We start from the raw sequence: 20,765 nt of genomic DNA on the forward strand, positions 1-20,765 counted from the left end.
ACGGCGCGCCGCGGGGCCGAGGCGGGGGTGCTCACAGGCTCTGGGCCAGACGGTGGTAGGCCTGGTTCCAGCGCAGCTCGCGCGAGAAGCGCCGGATGGTGGTGTCCTCGTCGATGACGGCGAGTTCGGTCCGCAGCATCTCGGCGAGGTCGTCGAGTTCCTCGCCGCCGAGAGCGGTGGTCAGGACGGTGTGGTGCGGCGCTCCGGCCGTCAGCCACGCCTCGGTCGAGGTACGGAGGTCGGGGCGGGGGCGCCAGACGGCGCGGGCCACGGGCAGTCGGGGCAGCGGCTCGGGCGGGGCGACCACGTCGATGTGGTTGGCGACGAGGCGGAACCGGTCCCCCATGTCGGCGAGACCGACGACGACGGCCGGACCGGGATCCGCGTCGAAGACGAGGCGGACCGGGTCCTCGCGTCCGCCGATGCCGAGCGGGTGGATCTCGCAGGTGGGCGCGGCCGTCGTGAGGGAGGGGCAGACCTCGAGCATGTGGGCGCCGAGGATGAGTTCCTGGCCGGGCGTGAGGTCGTAGGTGTAGTCCTCCATGAAGGAGGTGCCGCCGGGCAGTCCGTGGGCCATCGCCTTCAGGGTGCGCAGCAGCGTGGAGGTCTTCCAGTCGCCTTCGCCGCCGAAGCCGTAACCGTCCGCCATCAGGCGCTGCACGGCGAGGCCGGGCAGCTGGCGCAGGCCTCCGAGGTCCTCGAAGTTGGTGGTGAAGGCGCGGAACCCGCCTTCCGTGAGGAAGGTGCGCAGGCCGGCTTCGATGCGCGCGGCGTAGCGCAGGGAGTCGTGGCGCTCGCCGCCGGGCCTCAGCTCGGGCGCGAGGGCGTAGAGGTCCTGGTACTCCTTGACGAGGGCGGTGACGGTGTCCTCGGGGGCGGCGTCGACCGCGGCGACGAGGTCGTTGACGCCGTAGGTGTTGACCGAGACCCCGAACCGCAGCTGCGCCTCGACCTTGTCGCCTTCGGTGACGGCGACGTCGCGCATGTTGTCGCCGAACCGGGCGAGCCTGAGGGTGGTGAGTTCGGACCGGCCGACGGCGGCGCGGGCCCACCCGGCGATGCGGTCGACGACGTCGGGGGTGGAGACGTGGCCGGCCACGGTCTTGCGCGGGACGCCGAGGCGGGTCTGGACGAAGCCGAACTCGCGGTCGCCGTGGGCGGCCTGGTTCAGGTTCATGAAGTCCATGTCGATGGTGGACCAGGGCAGTCGGCGGTTGGCCTGGGTGTGCAGGTGCAGCAGGGGCTTGCTCAGGGCGTCGAGGCCGGCGATCCACATCTTGGCCGGGGAGAAGGTGTGCATCCAGGCGATCAGGCCGATGCAGCGGTCGTCGGCGTTGGCCTCCAGGCAGACCGCGCGGATGGCGGCCGCGTCGGTGAGGACCGGCTTCCACACGAGGCGGACGGTCATCTGGGGCTGGTCGGCGAGGGTCGCGCAGATGGCGCGGGACTGGTCGGCGACCTGGGCCAGGGTGTCGTCGCCGTAGAGGGCCTGGCTGCCGGTGAGAAACCAGATCTCGCGGTCGGGCTGGGCGGGCGTCATGTCGGGTGTGCTCCTCGGAGGTGCTGGGGCGGTGGGGCGGACCGATGGAGGCCGGGGCGGGGGGCGGTCCGGTCGGCCGGGTGGCGGCTGGAGGGCCGGGGGCGGTCCGGTCGGCCGGGTGGCGGCGGGAAGGGCCGGGGGCGGTCCGGTCGGCCGGGTGGCGGCTGAGGGGTCGGGGGCGGTCCGGTCGGCCGGTGGCGGCGGGAGGGCCGGGGGCGGTCGGTCGGCCGGGTGGCGGCGGGAAGGGCCGGGAGGCGGCCCGGTCAGCCGGTGGCCGCGACGCGTGCGGTGTTGCGGATCCGTCGCAGGCGGTGCAAGAGGAGGTCCGCGCCGGTGCCGAAGTGCTCGTGCAGGGCGCGGTACTCGCCGAACAGCGCGTCGTAGGCGTCCGCCCGTGCGGGATCCGGCACGTACGCGTGGCGCTGGACGCCTCCCATGACGGAGGCGGCGGAGCGGACGTCGGGGTGGGCGCCCGCGGCGACGGCGGCGTGGATGGCCGAGCCGAGCGCCGGTCCCTGTTCGGATGTGCCGAGGGAGACGGGACGGCGGAGCACGTCGGCGTAGATCTGCATGAGCAGCGCGTTCTTCTTCAGGCCTCCGGTGACGATGAACTCCTCGACAGGGATCCCGCCGTCCTCGAAGGCCTCGACGATCATCCGGGTGCCGTAGGCGGTGGATTCGAGCAGGGCCCGGTAGACGTCCTCGGGCCGGGTGTCGAGGGTGAGGCCGACGATGATCCCGGAGAGGTGGTGGTCGACCAGGGGGGAACGGTTGCCGTTCATCCAGTCCAGGGCGACCAGGCCGTGCGCGCCGACCGGCTGGTCGGCGGCCTTGCGGGTCAGGAGCCGGTGCAGGTCCTCGCCCGAGGCCTCCGCCTCGGCACGGTAGTGCTCCGGTACGCCCTGCCGGAGCCACCAGGCGAAGATGTCGCCGACCGCGCTCTGGCCGGCCTCGTAGCCGTAGGCGCCCTCCACGACGCCTCCGTCGACGACCCCGCAGATGCCGGGGACTTCGGCGAGGGCGGCGCCGTTGAGGACGTGGCAGGTGGAGGTGCCCATGATGGCGAGCATCCGGCCGTTCTCGACGGCGCCCGCCGCCGGCGCGGCCACGTGGGCGTCGACGTTGCCGACGGCGACGGCGATGCCCTCGGGGAGGCCGGTCCAGTGCGCGGCCCGGCCGCTCAGCCCGCCGGCACGGGAGCCCAGGGGTGACAGCGGGTGCTCCAGGCGCGTGGCGGGGAAGTCGGCGAATTCCGGGTGGAGCGCGGCGAGGAAGCCGGGCGAGGGGTAGGCGCCGTCCTGGTGGATGCCCTTGTAGCCGGCGGTGCAGGTGTTGCGGGACTCGCTGCCGGTCAGCTGCCAGACGATCCAGTCGGCCGCCTCGATCCAGCGGGCGCAGGCGGCGTAGACGGCGGGGTCCTCCTCCAGGACCTGCAGGGCCTTCGCGTACTGCCACTCGGACGAGATCCTGCCTCCGTACCGCGCGATCCACTTCTCCCCGCGGGCGTGGGCGAGGGCGTTGATGCGGTCGGCCTGCTCCTGGGCCGCGTGGTGCTTCCACAGTTTGGGCCAGGCGTGCGGGCGGTCGGCCCACTCGGGCGTCAGGGCGAGCGGGGTGCCGTCCGGGGTGGTCGGCAGGACCGTGCAGGCGGTGAAGTCGGTGGCGATGCCGATGACGCGCGCGGGGTCGACCCCGGCGTCGGCGAGCGCCGCCGGAACGGCGGTGCGCAGGACGTCGCGCCAGTCCTCGGGGTGCTGCAGGGCCCAGTCGGGGGGCAGGGGGGCTCCGGTGGAGGGAAGGCGGTCCTCGATGACGGCGTGACGGTACTCGTGGACCGACGAACCGAGTTCGGCGCCGTCCCGGACCCTGACCACGACGGCGCGCCCGGAGAGGGTGCCGAAGTCGACTCCGATGGTGCAGGCCTCGGGATGGTGACGGGCCGCGAGGTCGGAAGGGGCGTGTGTGGTCACGATGCGATCTCTCTCGTCAGGAGCAGGGGCCGGAGGAGCACCCTGATTGTTAACGCTCACAATTACGTGGGACAAGAGCTGGGTGCAGTTCTGTCGAACATCGGCAAGAAATGAAGCCTGTGAAGTGAGCGCTCACGCGTGCCAGAGGTGGCCTCGCCGTCACGACCGGCCCGACGGGGGGCGGGGTGGCCGGCGGGAGAGCCGAGCGGCTGGTGGGGGGCGAGGGCCGGCGGGAGAGCCGAGCGACTGGTGGGGGGCGAGGGCCGGCGGAAGGGCGGAACGGCCGGCGGGGGGGCGGCCGACGGGGCGGGGTGACGACCGGCGGGGCGGGCGGAGCGGGCGGTGGGGGTGAGGGCCGGCAGGGAGAGCGGAGCGGGCGGTGGGGGGACGGCCGACAGGGAGAGCGGAACGGCCGGTGGGGGGGGTGACCGCCGACGGGGCCCTTGCGCGGGGGCCGGGGCGCTCCCGCCCCCGGACCGCGGGCGGAAGGCCCGCCACCGGCGGCCAGGAGGTGGCGGTGAGAGCCGTCCGCCGCCTCAGGCCTCGTGCGGGGGGCGCGTGCTCGCGCGCATGATGAGCTGCGGCTCCACCAGGAGGTGCTCGGCCGTCCGGGCGCGACCCTCGATGTGGTCCACCAGGAGCCCGATGCTCCGGCGCCCGATGGCGGCGAAGTCCTGACGGACCGTCGTCAGCGGCGGAGGGAAGTACTCGGCCTCCGGGATGTCGTCGAAACCGGCGACGGCCACCTGAGCGGGGGTGCGGATCCCGCCCTCGCGCAGCGCCCGCAGGACGCCGAGAGCCATCTGGTCGTTGGCGACGAAGACGGCCGTGACCGGTGTCGTCCCGCGGCGGGCCAGGGCGAGTCCCGCGAGTTCCTGCCCCGCCCGGTACCCGGACAACGGGCTCCAGTCCCCCGTCAGTACGCGCGGGGGCCGGATGCCGCTCTCCTCCAGGACGGCGCGCCAGCCCGCGGTGCGGGCCTCGCTCTCCAGCCAGTCCTCGGGACCCGCCACGTGCCAGACGGTGCCGTGCCCGGCCGCGAGCAGGTGCTCCGTGACCATGCGGGCGCCGAGTTCCTGGTCGAGGGAGACGCCGGGCAGGTCGAGCTGATGGCCGCCCTCCACGGTGACCACGGGGAAGGGCGCGTCCAGCTCGGCGAGCGCCTGCACGTGCGAGCGTTGCGGGGTGATGGCGACGACGCCCTCCACGCCCCAGGACGCGAGGTGGTCGATGGCGTCCTTGAGCCCCTGCGCCTCTCCGGTGCGCAGACTGACGGTCGAGACGAGGTAGCCCTCCTCCCTGGCCGCCTCCTCCAGACCGGTCAGGGTGCTGGCGGGCCCGTACAGGGCGGTGTTGACGGCGATGACGCCCAGCGTCCTCGTACGGCGCGTCACCAGGGCGCGCGCGGCGGAGTTGCGTCGGTAGCCCAGCCGCTCGATGGCCAGGGTGACCTGCTCGCGGGTGGCCGCGCGCACGTTGGGATGACCGCTCAGCACCCGGGAGACGGTCTGGTGGGAGACCCCCGCCTCTCGTGCGACATCGGCCATCGTCGGCGGGCGGACGTCTTCCGCGGGATGCACCACGTTCGCCTCCCTTCTCCCTGCTTACGGCTGTGTATCGATGCGAGAAAAACCTTAGCGCCTCTTGTATCACGCTGTTGTGAGCGCTAACAATCTACCTCGACCGGGGCGCCGACGCCCTGGCCACCCAGCCGGAACGGTGTCGTCCCGGTGGTGCGAGGACACGCGCCGCCGCCCGGCCCGTCCCGGTCGGAGCCGCCCTCGACGACGGGATTGCCAGGTAACGCCCATGAAGAAGTTCCGATCCGCATCCGCCCTCCTGGCCGTGACCACCGGCTGCGCCCTGCTCCTGACCGCCTGCGGGCAGAACAGCGAGGGCGGCAGCCAGGAGTCGAAGGACAAGAAGGACCTCACCATCGGCATCGCCATGCCCACCAAGTCCTCCGAGAGGTGGATCGCCGACGGCCGGAACATGACCGCGAGCCTGAAGAAGGCGGGCTTCTCCACGACCCTGCAGTACGGCGAGGACGACCCCGACCAGCAGGTCGCCCAGATCGAGAACATGATCACCCAGGGCGTCGACGCCCTGGTCGTGGCCGCCATCAACGGCGAGGCCCTGTCCAACGTCCTGCAGCAGGCGGCGGACGCCCACATCCCGGTCATCTCCTACGACCGGCTGATCCTGGGCTCCCCGCACGTCGACTACTACGCCTCCTTCGACAACGAGAAGGTCGGCGAGCTCCAGGCCACGTACATCGTCGAGAAACTGGGTCTGAAGGCCGGCTCGAAGAAGGGCCCGTTCAACATCGAGCTGTTCGCCGGGTCCAACGACGACAACAACACCAAGTACTTCTTCAACGGCGCCATGAAGGTGCTGAAGCCCTACCTCGACAAGAAGCAGCTCGTCGTGCGCTCCCGGCAGACCCAGCTCAACCAGGTCACCACGCTGCGCTGGGACGGAGGGACCGCGCAGAAGCGCATGGACGACCTGCTGACCTCCTCGTACTCCACGGCCCGGGTCGACGCCGTGCTCTCCCCCTACGACGGCATCTCCATCGGCATCCTGTCCGCCCTGAAGTCCGACGACTACGGCAGCGCCGCCAAGCCGCTGCCGGTCGTCACCGGCCAGGACGCGGAGGTCGCCTCCGTGAAGTCGATCATCGCGGGCCAGCAGACGCAGACCGTCTACAAGGACACGCGCGCGCTCGCGCAGGTCGCCGCCGACATGGTGACCGCCGTCCTCGCCGGCAAGAAGCCCGAGATCAACGACGACACCACCTACGACAACGGCAAGAAGGTGGTCCCCGCCTTCCTCCTCGACCCGGTCAGCGTCGACCGGTCGAACTACCGGAAGGTCCTGGTCGACTCCGGCTACATCGACGCCGAGGAGCTCCGGTGACCCCTGTCCCGGCCCGCTCCCCCCGGACTCCCCTCTCCGCCCCGCCCCCGGCCGGCCCCGTCCTGGAGATGCGGTCCATCACCAAGACCTTTTCCGGGGTCAGGGCACTCTCCGAGGTGACCCTGTCCGTGGAGCGCGGGGAGGTGCACGCCCTGTGCGGAGAGAACGGCGCGGGAAAGTCGACCCTCATGAAGGTCCTGTCCGGCGTCCACCCGCACGGGAGCTACGGGGGCGAGATCCTCCTGGACGGCGAGCCGTGCCGCTTCAAGGACATCAGGGCCAGCGAGCAGCGCGGCATCGTCATCATCCACCAGGAGCTCGCGCTCGTTCCCCACCTGTCGATCGCCGAGAACGTCTTCCTCGGCAACGAGCCGTCCCGGCACGGGATCATCGACTGGCACGAGGCGCTGCGCCGTGCCTCCGAACTGCTCAGGCGGGTCGGGCTCGACGAACACCCGGAGACCCGGGTCGCCGACATCGGTGTCGGCAAGCAGCAGCTCGTGGAGATCGCGAAGGCGCTGGCGAAGGACGTCCGCCTGCTGATCCTCGACGAGCCCACCGCGGCGCTCAACGACGAGGACAGCGCGAAACTGCTGCGGCTGATGCGAGAGCTGAAGGACCAGGGCATCACGTCGATCATCATCTCGCACAAGCTGAACGAGATCGCCCGGATCGCCGACTCCGTCACCATCCTGCGCGACGGCCGCTCCATCGAGACCCTCGACGTCAGGGACCCGGCCACCACCGAAGAGCGCATCATCCGCGGCATGGTGGGGCGGGACCTCGACAGCCGCTTCCCCGACCGCACGCCGTACGGGGGGCCGGCCGACGCCGACCCGGTCCTGAGGATCCGGGACTGGACCGTACGCCATCCGCTCGACCGCGGCCGCAAGGTGGTCGACGGCGTCTCGCTCCAGGTCCGCCGCGGCGAGATCGTCGGCGTGGCGGGGCTCATGGGGGCCGGCCGGACCGAACTCGCCATGAGCGTCTTCGGCCGTTCCTACGGCCGGTACGAGCGGGGCACCGTGTTCAAGGACGGCCGCGAGGTGCGGACGCGCACGGTTCCCGAGGCGGTCGCCCACGGCATCGCGTACGTCACCGAGGACCGCAAGCACTACGGGCTCGACCTCGGCGACTCCGTGAGCCGGAACATCTCGCTCGCCTCCCTCGGCTCCCTCGCCCGCCGCGGAATCGTCGACGGGCACGAGGAGCGGAAGGTGGCCGAGCGGTACCGGCGGACCATGAACATCAAGGCTCCGAACGTCCTCGAACCGGTCGGCCGCCTGTCCGGCGGCAACCAGCAGAAGGTCGTCCTCAGCAAGTGGATCCTCGCCGGACCGGACGTCCTCATCCTCGACGAGCCCACACGTGGGGTCGACGTGGGAGCCAAGTTCGAGATCTACACCGTGATCGACCGGCTCGCCGCCGAGGGCAAGGCGATCCTCCTCATCTCCTCCGAGCTGCCCGAACTGCTCGGCATGTGCGACCGCATCTACACCATGGCCGCCGGACGGCTGACCGGCGAGGTCACCCGCGAGGACGCCACGCAGGAAGTGCTGATGCGGCACATGACGCAGGACTCCCCCGCACCACCGGCGGCCACCGCAGGCACCGCAGGCACCGCCTCCAGCGAAGGACACCAGGCATGAGCACCGACGTCAGCACGAAGACGACCACCCCCGCACCCCCGGGCGACGGGTCCCCGTCCGCCGGGACGTCGATGGCCCGGGTCCTCCTGGACGGCGTCCGGCGGAACATGCGCCAGTACGGGATGCTCTTCGCACTCGGCCTGATCGTGCTCCTGTTCCAGATCTGGACGGGCGGCGACCTCCTGCTGCCGCGCAACGTCTCCAACCTGGTGCTGCAGAACAGCTACATCCTCATCCTGGCCATCGGCATGATGATCGTCATCATCTCCGGGCACATCGACCTGTCGGTGGGCTCCCTGATGGCCCTGGTGGGTGGCATCGGGGCGGTGCTCATGGTCGAGCACCACGTCTCCTGGCCCGTGGCGGTGCTCCTCACCCTGCTCCTCGGAGCCGTCGCCGGCGCGCTCCAGGGGTTCTTCATCGCGTACGTCGGCATACCGTCGTTCATCGTGACCCTCGCGGGCATGCTCCTGTTCCGCGGACTCACGGAGATCTTCCTCAAGGGACAGACCCTCGGCCCGTTCCCGGACGGACTGCAGAAGGTCGCCAACGGCTTCCTGCCGGAGGTGGGCCCGCGGACCAACTACCACAACCTGACCCTGGTCCTCGGCCTGGGACTGATCGCCTACGTGGTGTACCAGGAGGTGCGGGACCGCCGTCGGCAGCGGGAGTTCGCCCTGGAGCCGCTCCCCACGGGCCTGTTCGCGCTGAAGGTGACGGCGCTGGTCGCCGCGGTCCTGGTCACGACCCTGCTGCTCGCCAGCTACAAGGGCGCCCCCGTGGTCCTCCTGATCCTGGCCGCGCTGCTGGTCGGCTTCGGCTACGTGATGCGCAACGCGGTGATCGGCCGCCACGTGTACGCGATCGGGGGCAACCTGCCCGCCGCCAAGCTGTCCGGGGTCAAGGACAGGAAGGTGACCTTCGCGGTCTTCCTCAACATGGGGATGCTCGCGGCGCTCGCCGGACTCGTCTTCGCGGCGCGCTTCAACGCGGCCTCGCCGAAGGCGGGCGTGAACTTCGAACTGGAGGCCATCGCCGCCGCGTTCATCGGCGGGGCGTCGATGAGCGGTGGCGTCGGGACCGTCCTGGGAGCCATCATCGGCGGCCTGGTCCTCGGCGTGCTCAACAACGGCATGAACCTGGTCGGGGTGGGCACCGACTGGCAGCAGGTCATCAAGGGCCTGGTGCTGCTCGCGGCGGTCGGCTTCGACGTGTGGAACAAGCGCAGGGCGGGCGCCTGACGCCGCTCCGGACACGGCTGTGCCCGCCGGTTCCCCCACCGGCGGGCACAGCCGTGTCGGCGTGTTCGTACGCGGTCAGCCGCGGGTGCCGAACCGCAGGACCGTCCTCGACCGGTACTCCTCGCCGGGGCGCAGCACCGCGGACGGGTCACCGGGCCGGTTCGGGGCGTCGGGGAAGTGCTGGGTCTCCAGCGCGATGCCTGCGCCCGCCCGGTAGGGCGTACCGCTCTTGCCGAGGACCGTCCCGTCGAACTGCCCCGCGGTGTAGACCTGGAGCCCGGGCTCCGTGGTCAGCACCTCCATGCGGCGGCCCGTGGACGGTGCGTGGAGGACGGCGGCCCGGCGGAGCGTGTCGTCGTCGTCGTACGGGCCCAGGACGAAGTTGTGGTCGTACCCGCCGCCCGCCCCGGGCCGGGCCTGGGCCTCGGCGATCCCGAGCGGCCGGCGGAGGTCGAACGCGGTGCCGGAGACGGGGCGGTGGTCCCCGCAGGGGATGAGTTCCCCGTCGACCGGCGTGTAGTGGTCGGCGTCGACGGCCAGCTCGTGGCCGAGGACGTCGCCGGCGTCCTCGCCTTCGAGGTTGAAGTAGGCGTGGTTGGTCAGGTTGACCACGGTGGGCGCGTCGGTGACCGCGGCGTACGAGAAGGAGAGTTCGTTTCCGCGGCCGACGAGGCAGCTGACGGTGACGTCCAGGTTTCCCGGGAACCCCTGGTCGCCGTCGGGGCTGCGGAGGTGCAGGAGCACACCGGTCCACTCCGGGGTGTGCACGCTTTCGGCTTCCCAGAGCCGGGTGTCGAAGCCGTCGGTCCCGCCGTGCAGGCAGTGGCCGTTCTCCTGGGCGGTCAGCCGGTACGTCTTCCCGTCCAGGGAGAACCGGCCTCGTGCGATGCGGTTGGCGTAGCGGCCGACGGTGGCTCCGAAGTACCGGGCGGCTGCGGCCGTCTGAGCCGGGTCGCGGGGAGCGAGGACGACGTCGGCCGGGATGCCGTGCCGGTCCGGCACCCACAGTCCGTGGAGGCGGGCGCCGCGGGTGTCCACCTCCGCCGTGAGTCCGCCGGGAAAGCCGAAGGTCCATCGGTGCCCGGCACCCCTGCCGGGGCGGCGGACCGGCGGACCGCCGGAGAAGGGGGGCGGGGAAGGGTTCATGGGAGTTCCTTGTCCGGAGTGGGGTACGCCCGGGAGGGGCAGGGGGGACCCTGCCCCTCCCGGGGACGGACGTACGCGGGCGGGTTCGGCCGGGAGGTCATTCCGCCGGGCGGGAACCGCCGAAGAGCCGTTGGAGGAGGATGAAGACGAACAACAGGCCGCCGATGACGATGCGCGTCCACCACGAGCTGAGCGTGCCCTGGAAGCTGACGACGGTCTGGATCAGGCCGAGGACCGTCACGCCCAGCGCGGTCCCCAGGACGAAGCCGGAGCCCCCGGTCAGCAGCGTCCCCCCGATGACGGCGGCCGCGATGGCGTCGAGTTCCATGCCGACGGCGTGCAGGGCGTAGCCGGACAGCATGTAGAAGGTCATCAGCAGACCGCCGAGGGCGGAGCACAGGCCGCTCACGGCGTACACCGCGATCTTGGTGCGTCCCACGGGCAGGCCCATGAGACGGGCCGAGGACTCGTTGCCGCCCAGGGCGTAGACGGTGCGGCCGAAGCGGGTGTGGTGGAGGACGACGAAGGCGAGCGCCAGCACGGTCAGGGCGATGACCACGGCGGGTGAGACGAACAGCCCCCCGGGCAGGAGCACCCGCGTCTGGGCGATCCGCGTGGCCGTCGGGTCGGTGAGGGGGATGGACTCCGTGCTGATCGTGTAGCAGAGGCCCCGGGCGAGGAACATGCCCGCGAGGGTGACGATGAAGGGCTGGATCTCGAAGGCGTGGATCACCCAGCCCATGAGGGCGCCGCCTCCTGCTCCCACCAGCAGGACCAGCGGCACCGCCAGGGCGAGCGGCACGCCGTTCCGTTCGACGAGCCAGGCCGTCAGCATGGTCGACAGGGCCACCATGGAGCCGACGGACAGATCGATCCCCCCGGCGAGGACGACGAACGTCATGCCGATCGCCACGACGAGCAGGAAGCCGTTGTCGATCAGGACGTTGAGCAGGACCTGCGCGGAGAAGAAGCCTTCGTACCGCAGGGAGCCGATCGAGAACATCGCGACCAGCAGGGTGGCCGTCACCACGAGCGGCAGACGGGTGGCGTGCCGTGCCGAGAACCGCTGGAGCGGCCCGGTGAGGGAGCTGAGGGCGGTGCTCACGGGTGGACCTCCTGACGGCGGGCCGCCACGTCGCCGGTCGCGGGGGCCGGGCCCGGGGCGGCCGGTCGGCGACGGCGCGAGAGCCGCGCGCGGAACGCGGGCGACTGGACGAGACACACGACGATGACGACCAGGGCCTTGAAGACGAGGGTGGTCTCCGGCGGTACGCCGAGGGTGTAGATCGTGGTCGAGAGGGTCTGGATGACCAGCGCGCCCAGGACCGTCCCGCCGAGGGAGAAACGACCGCCCGTGAGGGCGGTGCCGCCGATGACCACGGCGAGGATGGCGTCCAGCTCGATCCACAGGCCCGCGTTGTTGCCGTCGGCGCTGGAGACGTTGGAGCTGATCATCAGGCCGGCCACCGCGGCGCACACGGCGCTCACGACGTAGACCGTGACCAGGAGCCCGGCCGCCCGGATCCCGACGAGCCGGCTCGCGACCGGGTTGCCGCCCACCGATTCGATCAGCATGCCGAGCGCGGTCCGCCGGGTGACGAGGGAGGTCACCGCGACGAGGGCCGCGGCCAGCAGGACGGCGAACGGGAGGGTAAGCCAGTAGCCGCCGCCGATCATCTTGTAGGCGCCGCTGGACACGCTGATGATCTGGCCGTCGGTGATCAGCTGGGCCACGCCCCGCCCCGCGACCATGAGGACCAGCGTGGCGACGATGGGCTGGACGCCGAGCCGGGCGACGAGGAAGCCGTTCAGCAGTCCGATCGCGGCGGCCACGCCGACCGCCACCACGACCGCCGACAGGACGGTGGGCGGACTTCCGGGGTCCTTCGCGGTGGCGATGTGCTCGCACGCGAGGGCTCCGGCGATGGCGACCGTCGAGCCGACCGACAGGTCGATGCCCCGGGTGGCGATGACCAGCGTCATGCCGAGCGACACCAGGACCAGGGGGGCGCCGAACTGGAGGATGTCGATCAGGCTGCCGTACAGGTGCCCGTTCTGGACGCGGACGGCGAAGAAGTCGTGGGTGAGCGCGACGTTCCCCAGCAGGAGGGCGGCCAGGACGGCGGCGGGCCAGAACAGGCGGTGCTCGGCGAGCCGCCGGACGCCGGGCGTCCGGGCCGGACGCCCCCCGGAGCCGGTGTCGTCAGGTGGTGTCATGAGGTGGCTCCGGTGGCGATGGCGCCCAGGATCCGGTCGGGCGTCAGGGACGTGTCGTTGGGGAGGGTGGCGACGAGCCGGTGGTCGCGCAGCACGCCGACCCGGTGGCTCAGCCGCAGCACTTCCTCGAGTTCCGCGGAGATGAAGAGGACGGCGGTGCCCTCCGCGGCCAGGCGGGTGACCAGTTTCTGGATCTCCGTCTTGGCGCCGATGTCGATGCCCCGGGTGGGCTCGTCCAGGATCAGCAGCCGGGGGTCGGTGAGCAGCCACCGGGCGAGGAGCACCTTCTGCTGGTTGCCCCCGCTGAGGTTGCGGACCTGCGCCTCGGGGTCGGCCGGGCGGATGTCGAGGACCTCGGTCCAGCGGGCGGCGATCTCGTCCTGCCGGGTGCGGGAGAGGGGCTTGGTCCAGCCGCGTGCGGCTTGCAGGGCCATCACGATGTTCTCGCGGACCGTGAGTTCGCCGATCAGGCCCTCCGCCTTGCGGTTCTCCGAGCAGAAGGCGATCTTGCGGGCGATCGCGGCGCGCGGCGAGCGCAGGACGGCGCGCTCGCCGTCGATCCGCAGCTCGCCCCCGTCGGCGTGGTCGGCGCCGAAGAGCAGCCGGGCCGCCTCGGTGCGTCCGGATCCGAGGAGTCCTGCCAGGCCGATGACCTCGCCGCGGTGGATGTCCAGGTCGTACGGCTGGACGGCACCGGCCCGGGCGAGTCCGCGGGCGCTCAGGAAGGGGGTGTCCGCGGGGACGGGGGCGGCGGTGCCGGTGTGCGACGTCTCCGCGAGTTCGTCGAGGGTGCGCAGTTCGCCGCCGACCATGCGGTGCACGAGGGTGACGGGGGTCAGTTCGTCGATCCGGTGCTCGCCTTCCAGCCGGCCGTTCCGCAGGACGGTCACCCGGTCGCACAGGTCGAAGACCTGGTCGAGGAAGTGGGTGACGAAGAGGATCGCGACGCCCCGGTCGCGCAGCCGGCGCACCAGGGCGAACAGTTGGGCGACTTCGTCCCGGTCGAGGCTGGAGGTGGGCTCGTCCAGGACGAGCACCTTCGCCCGGACGTCCACGGCACGCACGATCGCGACGAGCTGCTGGACGGCGAGGGAGTGCGCGCTCAGCGGCAGGCGGACGTCGAGGTCGAGTTCCAGCTCGGTGATGAGCCGTGCCGCGCGCCGGTGGAGGGCCGACCAGTGGACGAGTCCCAGGCGTCGGGGTTCACGGCCGATGAGGATGTTCTCGGCGACGGAGAGGTTGGGGCACAGGTTCACCTCCTGGTAGACCGTGCTGATTCCGGCGTGCTGTGCTTCCAGCGGTTCGGCGAACCGCTGGGGAGCGCCGTCGACGGAGACCGTTCCCGCGTCGGGCGGGTGGACCCCGGTGAGCACCTTGATGAGGGTCGACTTGCCGGCGCCGTTCTCGCCCATCAGCGCGTGGACCTCGCCCGGGAAGAGGCGCAGGTCCACGCCGTCGAGGGCGAGGACGCCGGGGAAGGCCTTGCGGATGCCGTGGGCCTCCAGGACGGGCCGGCCGGTGCGGGTGGGCGTGCGAGGGGTGGGTGGGGCTGCCATCCGCCCTCCTCTCCTGAGGGGTCGGGGCGGCACGAGGGCCGCCCCGACCGGGTGCGGGCGGAAGGTCAGTACTGGCGACCGGGAAGCGCGGCCGCGGCCTGGTCCTGGGTGTAGACGCCTTCCTTGACCTCGACCCGTCGCGGGACGCTCTCCCCCGCCGCGACCTTCTTGGCGAGTTCCATGAGCTGGTCGCCGAGGAGCGGGTTGCACTCGACCACCACGTTGATCTTCTTCTCCCGCATGGCGACGAAGGCGTCCTTGATGCCGTCGACGGAGATCACCTTGATGTCGACGCCCGGCTTCTTGCCCGCTTCTTCGATGGCCTGGATGGCTCCCAGGGCCATGTCGTCGTTGTGGGCGTACAGGACGTCGATGTCCTCGTGGGACTTGAGGAAGGCCTGCATGACCTCCTTGCCCTTGGCGCGGGTGAAGTCCCCGGTCTGAGAGGCGACGACCTTGAACTTGGGGTCCCCCTTGATGACGTCGGCGAAGCCGGCCTTGCGGTCGTTGGCGGGGGCGGAGCCGGTGGTGCCCTGGAGCTCGACGAGGTTGACCGGCGCCGAGGTGCCCTCGTACTCCTTCACGAGCCACTCGCCGGCCTCCCGGCCCTCCTTGACGAAGTCGGAGCCGAGGAAGGTCCGGTAGAGGGAGGTGTCCTGCGAGTCGACGGCGCGGTCGGTGAGGATCACGGGGATGCCGGCGTTCTTGGCCTCCTTCAGGACGGTGTCCCAGCCGGACTCCACCACCGGCGAGAAGGCGATGACGTCCACCTTCTGCTGGATGAAGGTGCGGATCGCCTTGATCTGGTTCTCCTGCTTCTGCTGCGCGTCGGAGAACTTCAGCGTGATGCCGGCCTTCTCGGCCGCCTCGCGGACGGACCTGGTGTTGGCGGTGCGCCAGCCGCTCTCGGCTCCCACCTGGGCGAACCCGAGCACCAGCTTGCCGTCGGAGGCGCCCTTGCCGGTGCCGCCGGGGCTGCCGGTGGTCGCGGGCTCGGTGGTGCAGGCGGTCAGCGCGCTGCCGACCAGGGCGGCGGCGGCGATGACGCGGAGGGCTCTGTGGGCCATGTCGTGGTTCCTCTCGGGACGTGCGTCGTACCAGGCGGGGCCCTGAAGGCGAGGGGCACCGTGAAGGCGTGGCTGCGCAGGGGTGGTCGAGCCGGGCGGGGCAGGACGAAACGTCGGCCCCGACGACCGGCGAGCTGGCGAACGCGACACATTGTGAGCGCTAACAGAGCCGTAACTCAAGGGCTCGTACGGCCGTTACCCGTTCTTGACGCGCAGGGGCCGGCCGGCGATGGGGCGCGGAGAGACCCGGAAGCCCGCAGGGGCGTGCAGTTGCCGAGGAAGTACGGCCCTCCCGGCGCCCCCGTGCGACCTGGGCCGGACCCAAGGGCCCCTCCCCCGCCCGCAGACCCGATGCGACCACTCGACCCAGGGCGTCGACCCGAAAGTTGTGAGCGTTAACAATCATGATCATTTCCTTCCCCCGGAAACCGGCTCCCTCACCACAGGTGCCGCCCGTGGGGCCCGCTGGGCCCGGTGAAGTCGTCGGCCCTCGGCGGGCACGGGTCGAGGTCCGGCGGGCGCGGGTCGGAGCCCGGCGAGCACGGGTCGAGGTCCGGCGCCGGCATCGCGTCCCCGCCCCCGTCCCCGCCCCGTCCCCGCCCCCGTCCGGCCACGGGAGGCCTCTCGGCCCATGGCCGGGCTCGCGAGGGAGCAGGCCGCGCGCATCCGGCCCCGCCCCCGCCGCCGGCCGACGGCGTCCTCTCCGCCGGTGCCCGGGACGCGGTTCTTCGCCGCCCGTCAGTCGGTGTGACCCGGTGGAGGGGGCGGGGCGGGGAGCCCCGGCGCGGGCTCGGGCCACACCAGCAGCACCGGACAGGGAGCGTGGTCGACGACGAAGCGCGCGGCGGGGCCGAGACTGTGCGGTCCGAGGTGGGTGCGGTCGCCGTCCCGGGCCAGGATCAGCAGGTCGCCGCCCTCGGCCGCGGCGACGACCTCGCGCTCGACGCGGCCGGTGCGCTCGGTGCGCGCGCAGGGGCGGCCCAGGCGGTCGGCGGCGTCCTGGAGCAACTGCCGCGCGGAGGCGGCGGCGACGTGTTCCAGGCGCGTGCCGGGGTCCCTCCCCCATCCTTCGGCCGGGCGGTGCGCCCCGGGGTGGCCGCGGCCGAGGAGTCCGGCGAAGGCGCCGTGCGCGGCGCCCGGGACGTCGGCGGGGGTGACGTGCAGGAGGACGATGTCGGCATCCGCGGGCGTGTGGGCCCGGGCGGCGTCCACGCAGGCGGGCCAGGTGCCCTCGACGATCCAGACGACCACGGCCATGGGTCAGCCTCCTCCGGTGACGGTCAGTGAGAGCCACAGTGCCAGGACTGCGGCGGCCAGGCTCGCGGGCACCGCGTACACGCCGAGGCGGGTGAACTCCTTCAGCTCCACCTCCCCGTCGTGGGCGTGGACGATGCGCCGCCACAGCAGGGTGGCCAGCGAACCGGCGTAGGTGAGGTTGGGGCCGATGTTCACCCCGAGCAGGACGGCGAGGACGGCGCCGGGGCCCGAGGGGGCGGTCAGCGGCAGGAGCACCAGGACGGCGGGCAGGTTGTTGATGACGTTCGCGAGGACGGCGGCCAGTCCGGCGAGGGCGAGGAGTTCCGGCAGGCCGGTGCCGTCGGGGACGAGGTGCCCCAGGGCGTCGTCGAGACCGTTGTCCACCACCGCCAGGACCACGATCCCGAGGGCCAGGACGAAGGCCAGGAAGGGAACGGAGGCGGCACGGACCAGTGCGCGGGGAGTGGTGCGGCGGCGGACGAGGGCCCGTACGGCGAGGGCGAGCGCCCCTGCCAGGGCGGCCCACGCCGGGTCGACGCCGACCGCCGAGGTCAGCACGAAGCCCGCGAGCGTGCATCCCACGGTCACCAGGGCGAACAGGGGCAGCGGCGGCGGTTCGACGGCGGCGGGGGCCCGTGCCCCGGCGTCCAGGTCGGTGGCGAAGAAGCGCCGGAAGACCAGGTACTCGACGCCGATCGCCGCCGCCCACGGCAGGGCCATCAGCGCGGCGAACCGGGTGAAGCTCAACCCGCTGGCCGTGAAGGCGAGCAGGTTGGTGAGGTTGGAGACGGGCAGCAGCAGGGAGGCGGTGTTCGACAGGTGGGTGCAGGCGTACACGTGCGGTTTGGGACGGGCCCCGATGCGGGCCGCGGTGGCGAACACCACGGGGGTCAGCAGCACGACCGTGGCGTCCAGGCTGAGCACGGCCGTGATCGCCGACGCGGCCAGGAACACCTGGGCGAGCAGCCGACGCGGCCGGCCCGCCGCCGTACGCGCCATCCACGCCCCGCAGGCCTGGAACAGCCCTTCGTCGTCGCAGAGCTGAGCCAGCACCAGGACGGCCGCCAGGAAGCCGATCACCGGTCCGAGCCGTTCCGCCTCGGCCAGGGCGTCGTCGAGGGAGAGGGCCCCGGTGGCGATCACCAGGACCGCGGCCGGGACGGCCACGACCGCCTCCGGCCACCCGAAGGGACGGACGACCGCACAGGCCAGCACGAGGACGAGCAGGGTCGCGGACAGGGCCTCCGCGAGCTGAGCGTTCAGAATCGGGTCCTTCCGTAACGGCGGTCGACCGCCTGCGCCATCGTGCCGAACGCTACCCGCACGGGCGTCACCTCCCGCGGACCGGCCGGACGGTCGACTTCGCGCCACCGCGTCGATCCCGTTGACGGTGCGCGGCGGGCCTCACTAACCTGCGCTCAGATCTCCGTCCCCCTCGACCGCTGTTCGACGCACCCTCGTTTGGGAGCGCTCCCACGCACAGGAGGCGAAGAGGGATTGTTTGACATGCCCACTTCGCTTGAGCGCGGTCCCCCAGCGCCGTCCCGGCCGGCCGGAGGCGACCGCCTCCGCCTCCTGGCGGACGGGCCTGCCCGCGCGGACCGGCCCGCCCCGCCGATTCCCCCGACGACACCCAGGAGCCGCACATGCCGCCCTCTCGCCCCTTACGCCTCTCCACCGCCCTGCTGACGGGCGCCCTCCTCCTCGGCGGCCTCACGACCGCGCCGGCCGTGGCGAGCGCCACCGCCGCGACGGCGGCCACCACGGCCGTACGCGTCAACCAGGTCGGCTACCTGCCCGACGGGCCCAAGCGCGCCACCGTCGTCACCACGGCGACGCAGGCGCTCACCTGGCAGCTGCGGAACGCGTCCGGCGCCCTGGTCGCCTCCGGATCGACGGTCCCGCGCGGCGCGGACGCCCCCTCCGGACAGTCCGTCCAGGTGGCCGACTTCTCCTCGTACCGCACCACGGGCTCGGGATACGTCCTGGCCGTGGACGGCAACAGCAGCGCGCCCTTCGACATCCGCGCAGACCTCTACGACGCCTTGCGTTCCGACTCGATGGCGTTCTTCCACCACCAGCGCAGCGGCATCGCGATCGACGCCTCCCTCGTGGGCTCCGCGTACGCGCGCCCGGCCGGACACCTCGGCGTCGCGCCCAACCAGGGCGACACGTCCGTCCCGTGCCAGGCCACCGTGTGCGACTACACGCAGGACGTCAGGGGTGGCTGGTACGACGCGGGCGACCACGGCAAGTACGTGGTCAACGGCGGCATCTCCACCTGGCTGGTCGTCAACTCCTTCGAGCGGGCCAAGCGGGCCGGCAGGGACGCCGCGCTGGGCGACTCGACCCTGCGCGTCCCCGAACGCGGCAACGGAATGCCCGACGTCCTCGACGAGGCCCGGTGGGAGCTCGACTTCCTGATGCGCATGCAGGTGCCTGACGGCAGGCCGTACGCGGGCATGGCCTTCCACAAGGTCCACGACGCGGCCTGGACCGGCATGCCGCTGCGCCCCGACCAGGACGCGCAGCCCCGCGAGCTGCACCGGCCGTCCACGGCGGCGACCCTCAACCTCGCGGCGGCCGCCGCGCAGTGCGCCCGGGTCTTCCGCCCGTACGACTCCGCGTACGCCGACCGGTGCCTGTCGGCCGCCCGCCGGGCCTGGACCGCGGCACAGTCCCACCCCGCCCTGTACGCACCGGACTCGGACAGCACGGGCGGCGGAGCCTACGGCGACACGAAGGTCACCGACGAGTTCTACTGGGCGGCCGCCGAGCTGTACGCGACGACCGGCGAGAGCGCCTACCGGGACGCGGTCACCTCCTCGCCCTGGCACACCTCCGCCGACGCGTTCAGCCCGTACGGCTTCGGCTGGGCGGACACGGCCGCACTCGGCCGGCTCGTCCTGGCCACCGTCCCCAACGGCCTGCCCGCGTCCGACCTGGCCCGGATCAGGGCCTCGGTGACGGCGGCCGCCGACGGCTACCTGTCCAGGATGGCCGCCCAGGGCTACGCCGTGCCCGTCCCGGCGGACGGGTACTTCTGGGGCTCGAACGGCGAGGTCGCCGACGACGCGGTCGTCATGGCCGTCGCCGGCGAGCTGACGGGCGACGGGCGCTACCGCGCCGGCGCACTGGAGGCCATGGACTACCTGCTCGGCCGCAACGCCCTCGGCCAGTCCTACGTGACCGGCCACGGCGAGACGTCCTCGCAGAACCAGCACCACCGCTTCTGGGCCCACCAGTTGGACGCCGCCCTGCCCCACCCGCCGGCCGGGTCGCTCGCGGGCGGTCCCGACAGCGCGCTCCAGGACCCGGTCGCGCAGGAGAAGCTGACCGGCTGCGCGCCCGCCGCCTGCTACATCGACGACATCGGCTCGTACTCGACCAACGAGGTGGCGATCAACTGGAACGCCCCGCTGGCCTGGCTCGCCGCCTACGCCGCCGAGCGGACCTCCACCGGCGGCGAACCGCCCACCGCCGCCTGCGCGGTGACGTACACGGTGGACAACGTCTGGAACACCGGCTTCACCGCGACCGTCACCGTCAGGAACACCGGCCCGACGGCCGTGGACGGCTGGCAGCTGACCTGGGCCTATCCGGGCGGTCAGCGCGTCACGAGCGCCTGGAACGCCACCGTCACCCAGAGCGGCACGGCCGTGAGCGCCCGCGACGCCGGCTGGAACCGGGCGATCGCACCCGGCGCGACCGCGAGCTTCGGGATCCAGGGCACCCACCCGGGCGCGAATCCCTCCCCCACGGCCTTCACGCTCAACGGAAGCGCCTGCACCTGATCCGCGGCCGGCCGGGGCCGGGCGGAAGCGACCGCCCGGCCCCGGCCCGCGCCGCACCCCGGCCGGAACCCCCACCACCAGGCGCCTCCCCGTGCGCCGGCTCCTCGGCTGCCTGACGGCGGCGGCAGCCGCACTCGCCGGACCCACCACGGCGGCGCCACCGGCGACGGCCGCCGACTCGGGCACGTTCAGCGTGCTCGCCCACCACGTGGCCGGCCCGCCCGAAGCCTGGCAGATCTTGCGCGGAGCCCGCATCAGCCCCCACCGCATGGCCGTCGTCACCGAAGCCGTCCTCACCCTGGACAGAAGACGCTGGAGGTGATCAGTCGGTCTTCCGCAAGTCCCGGTAAGCCCGGCCAAGTCGACTGACGGTACGTCAAAATGGTGACACCCGGGGCGCATTCTCCCC

15 protein-coding genes are annotated in these 20,765 nt (G+C 72.4%); 5 read left to right on the top strand and 10 right to left on the bottom strand.

Annotation, left to right across the window (positions count from 1 at the left end):
• Positions 1–31 precede the first annotated feature (31 nt).
• The 3 genes from araA to IE180_RS09040 all read right to left on the bottom strand — a co-directional run bounded on the left by araA (position 32) and on the right by IE180_RS09040 (position 5,057).
• Complete coding sequence (gene araA, locus IE180_RS09030; protein WP_190156254.1) at positions 32–1,540, bottom strand: L-arabinose isomerase; 1,509 nt, start codon at positions 1,538–1,540, stop codon at positions 32–34.
• A 263-nt stretch (positions 1,541–1,803) separates the two neighbouring features.
• The gene (araB, locus tag IE180_RS09035; RefSeq protein WP_190156255.1) at positions 1,804–3,510 is read right to left on the bottom strand and encodes a ribulokinase; all 1,707 of its coding nucleotides are present in this window, start codon (positions 3,508–3,510) and stop codon (positions 1,804–1,806) included.
• A 536-nt stretch (positions 3,511–4,046) separates the two neighbouring features.
• The gene (locus tag IE180_RS09040) at positions 4,047–5,057 is read right to left on the bottom strand and encodes a LacI family DNA-binding transcriptional regulator (RefSeq protein WP_190156372.1); all 1,011 of its coding nucleotides are present in this window, start codon (positions 5,055–5,057) and stop codon (positions 4,047–4,049) included.
• Positions 5,058–5,319: 262 nt separating this feature from the next.
• On the opposite strand from IE180_RS09040, the gene chvE reads away from it, so the two are divergent.
• From chvE to mmsB, 3 genes are read left to right on the top strand one after another with little or no spacing between them, the layout of a single operon-like run.
• Positions 5,320–6,429: a multiple monosaccharide ABC transporter substrate-binding protein gene (gene chvE, locus IE180_RS09045; protein WP_190156256.1), complete on the top strand. Its 1,110-nt coding sequence runs from the start codon at positions 5,320–5,322 to the stop codon at positions 6,427–6,429.
• A complete protein-coding gene (gene mmsA, locus IE180_RS09050; protein WP_308434384.1) occupies positions 6,426–8,078 on the top strand; it encodes a multiple monosaccharide ABC transporter ATP-binding protein in 1,653 nt (550 codons plus the stop codon). Before chvE ends, mmsA begins: the two co-directional genes overlap by 4 nt.
• A complete protein-coding gene (gene mmsB, locus IE180_RS09055) occupies positions 8,075–9,319 on the top strand; it encodes a multiple monosaccharide ABC transporter permease (protein WP_190156257.1) in 1,245 nt (414 codons plus the stop codon). The genes mmsA and mmsB overlap by 4 nt, the downstream gene beginning before the upstream one ends.
• A gap of 75 nt (positions 9,320–9,394) precedes the next feature.
• Here the strand turns inward: mmsB and IE180_RS09060 are convergent, their stop codons facing one another.
• From IE180_RS09060 to IE180_RS09090, 7 genes are all read right to left on the bottom strand, one after another.
• The gene (locus IE180_RS09060) at positions 9,395–10,465 is read right to left on the bottom strand and encodes an aldose epimerase family protein (RefSeq protein ID WP_190156258.1); all 1,071 of its coding nucleotides are present in this window, start codon (positions 10,463–10,465) and stop codon (positions 9,395–9,397) included.
• A gap of 97 nt (positions 10,466–10,562) precedes the next feature.
• Positions 10,563–11,570 carry a galactofuranose ABC transporter, permease protein YjfF gene (yjfF, locus tag IE180_RS09065; RefSeq protein WP_190156259.1) on the bottom strand — a complete coding sequence of 336 codons (1,008 nt, stop codon included), beginning with the start codon at positions 11,568–11,570 and terminating at the stop codon, positions 10,563–10,565.
• Positions 11,567–12,682 carry an ABC transporter permease gene (locus IE180_RS09070; RefSeq protein WP_190156260.1) on the bottom strand — a complete coding sequence of 372 codons (1,116 nt, stop codon included), beginning with the start codon at positions 12,680–12,682 and terminating at the stop codon, positions 11,567–11,569. Before IE180_RS09070 ends, yjfF begins: the two co-directional genes overlap by 4 nt.
• Entirely contained in the window at positions 12,679–14,238 is a 1,560-nt protein-coding gene (locus IE180_RS09075) for a sugar ABC transporter ATP-binding protein (protein WP_190156261.1), read from the bottom strand. Before IE180_RS09075 ends, IE180_RS09070 begins: the two co-directional genes overlap by 4 nt.
• Positions 14,239–14,303: 65 nt before the next feature.
• Positions 14,304–15,305 (bottom strand): ABC transporter substrate-binding protein, encoded by a 1,002-nt coding sequence (locus tag IE180_RS09080; protein ID WP_190156262.1) that lies wholly within the window; start codon positions 15,303–15,305, stop codon positions 14,304–14,306.
• Positions 15,306–16,043: 738 nt separating this feature from the next.
• Entirely contained in the window at positions 16,044–16,562 is a 519-nt protein-coding gene (locus IE180_RS09085; protein WP_190156263.1) for a universal stress protein, read from the bottom strand.
• A 3-nt stretch (positions 16,563–16,565) separates the two neighbouring features.
• Complete coding sequence (locus IE180_RS09090) at positions 16,566–17,828, bottom strand: SLC13 family permease (RefSeq protein WP_373302709.1); 1,263 nt, start codon at positions 17,826–17,828, stop codon at positions 16,566–16,568.
• Between the two features lie 380 nt (positions 17,829–18,208).
• Here IE180_RS09090 and IE180_RS09095 point away from each other — a divergent pair, with 380 nt between their 5' ends.
• Both IE180_RS09095 and IE180_RS37125 read left to right on the top strand, forming a co-directional pair.
• A complete protein-coding gene (locus IE180_RS09095) occupies positions 18,209–20,356 on the top strand; it encodes a glycoside hydrolase family 9 protein (protein WP_190156264.1) in 2,148 nt (715 codons plus the stop codon).
• Positions 20,357–20,447: 91 nt separating this feature from the next.
• Positions 20,448–20,678 (top strand): hypothetical protein, encoded by a 231-nt coding sequence (locus tag IE180_RS37125; RefSeq protein ID WP_190156265.1) that lies wholly within the window; start codon positions 20,448–20,450, stop codon positions 20,676–20,678.
• Positions 20,679–20,765 lie beyond the last annotated feature (87 nt).

The sequence above is a fragment of the Streptomyces litmocidini genome, assembly GCF_014649755.1.
Taxonomy (GTDB): domain Bacteria; phylum Actinomycetota; class Actinomycetes; order Streptomycetales; family Streptomycetaceae; genus Streptomyces; species Streptomyces litmocidini.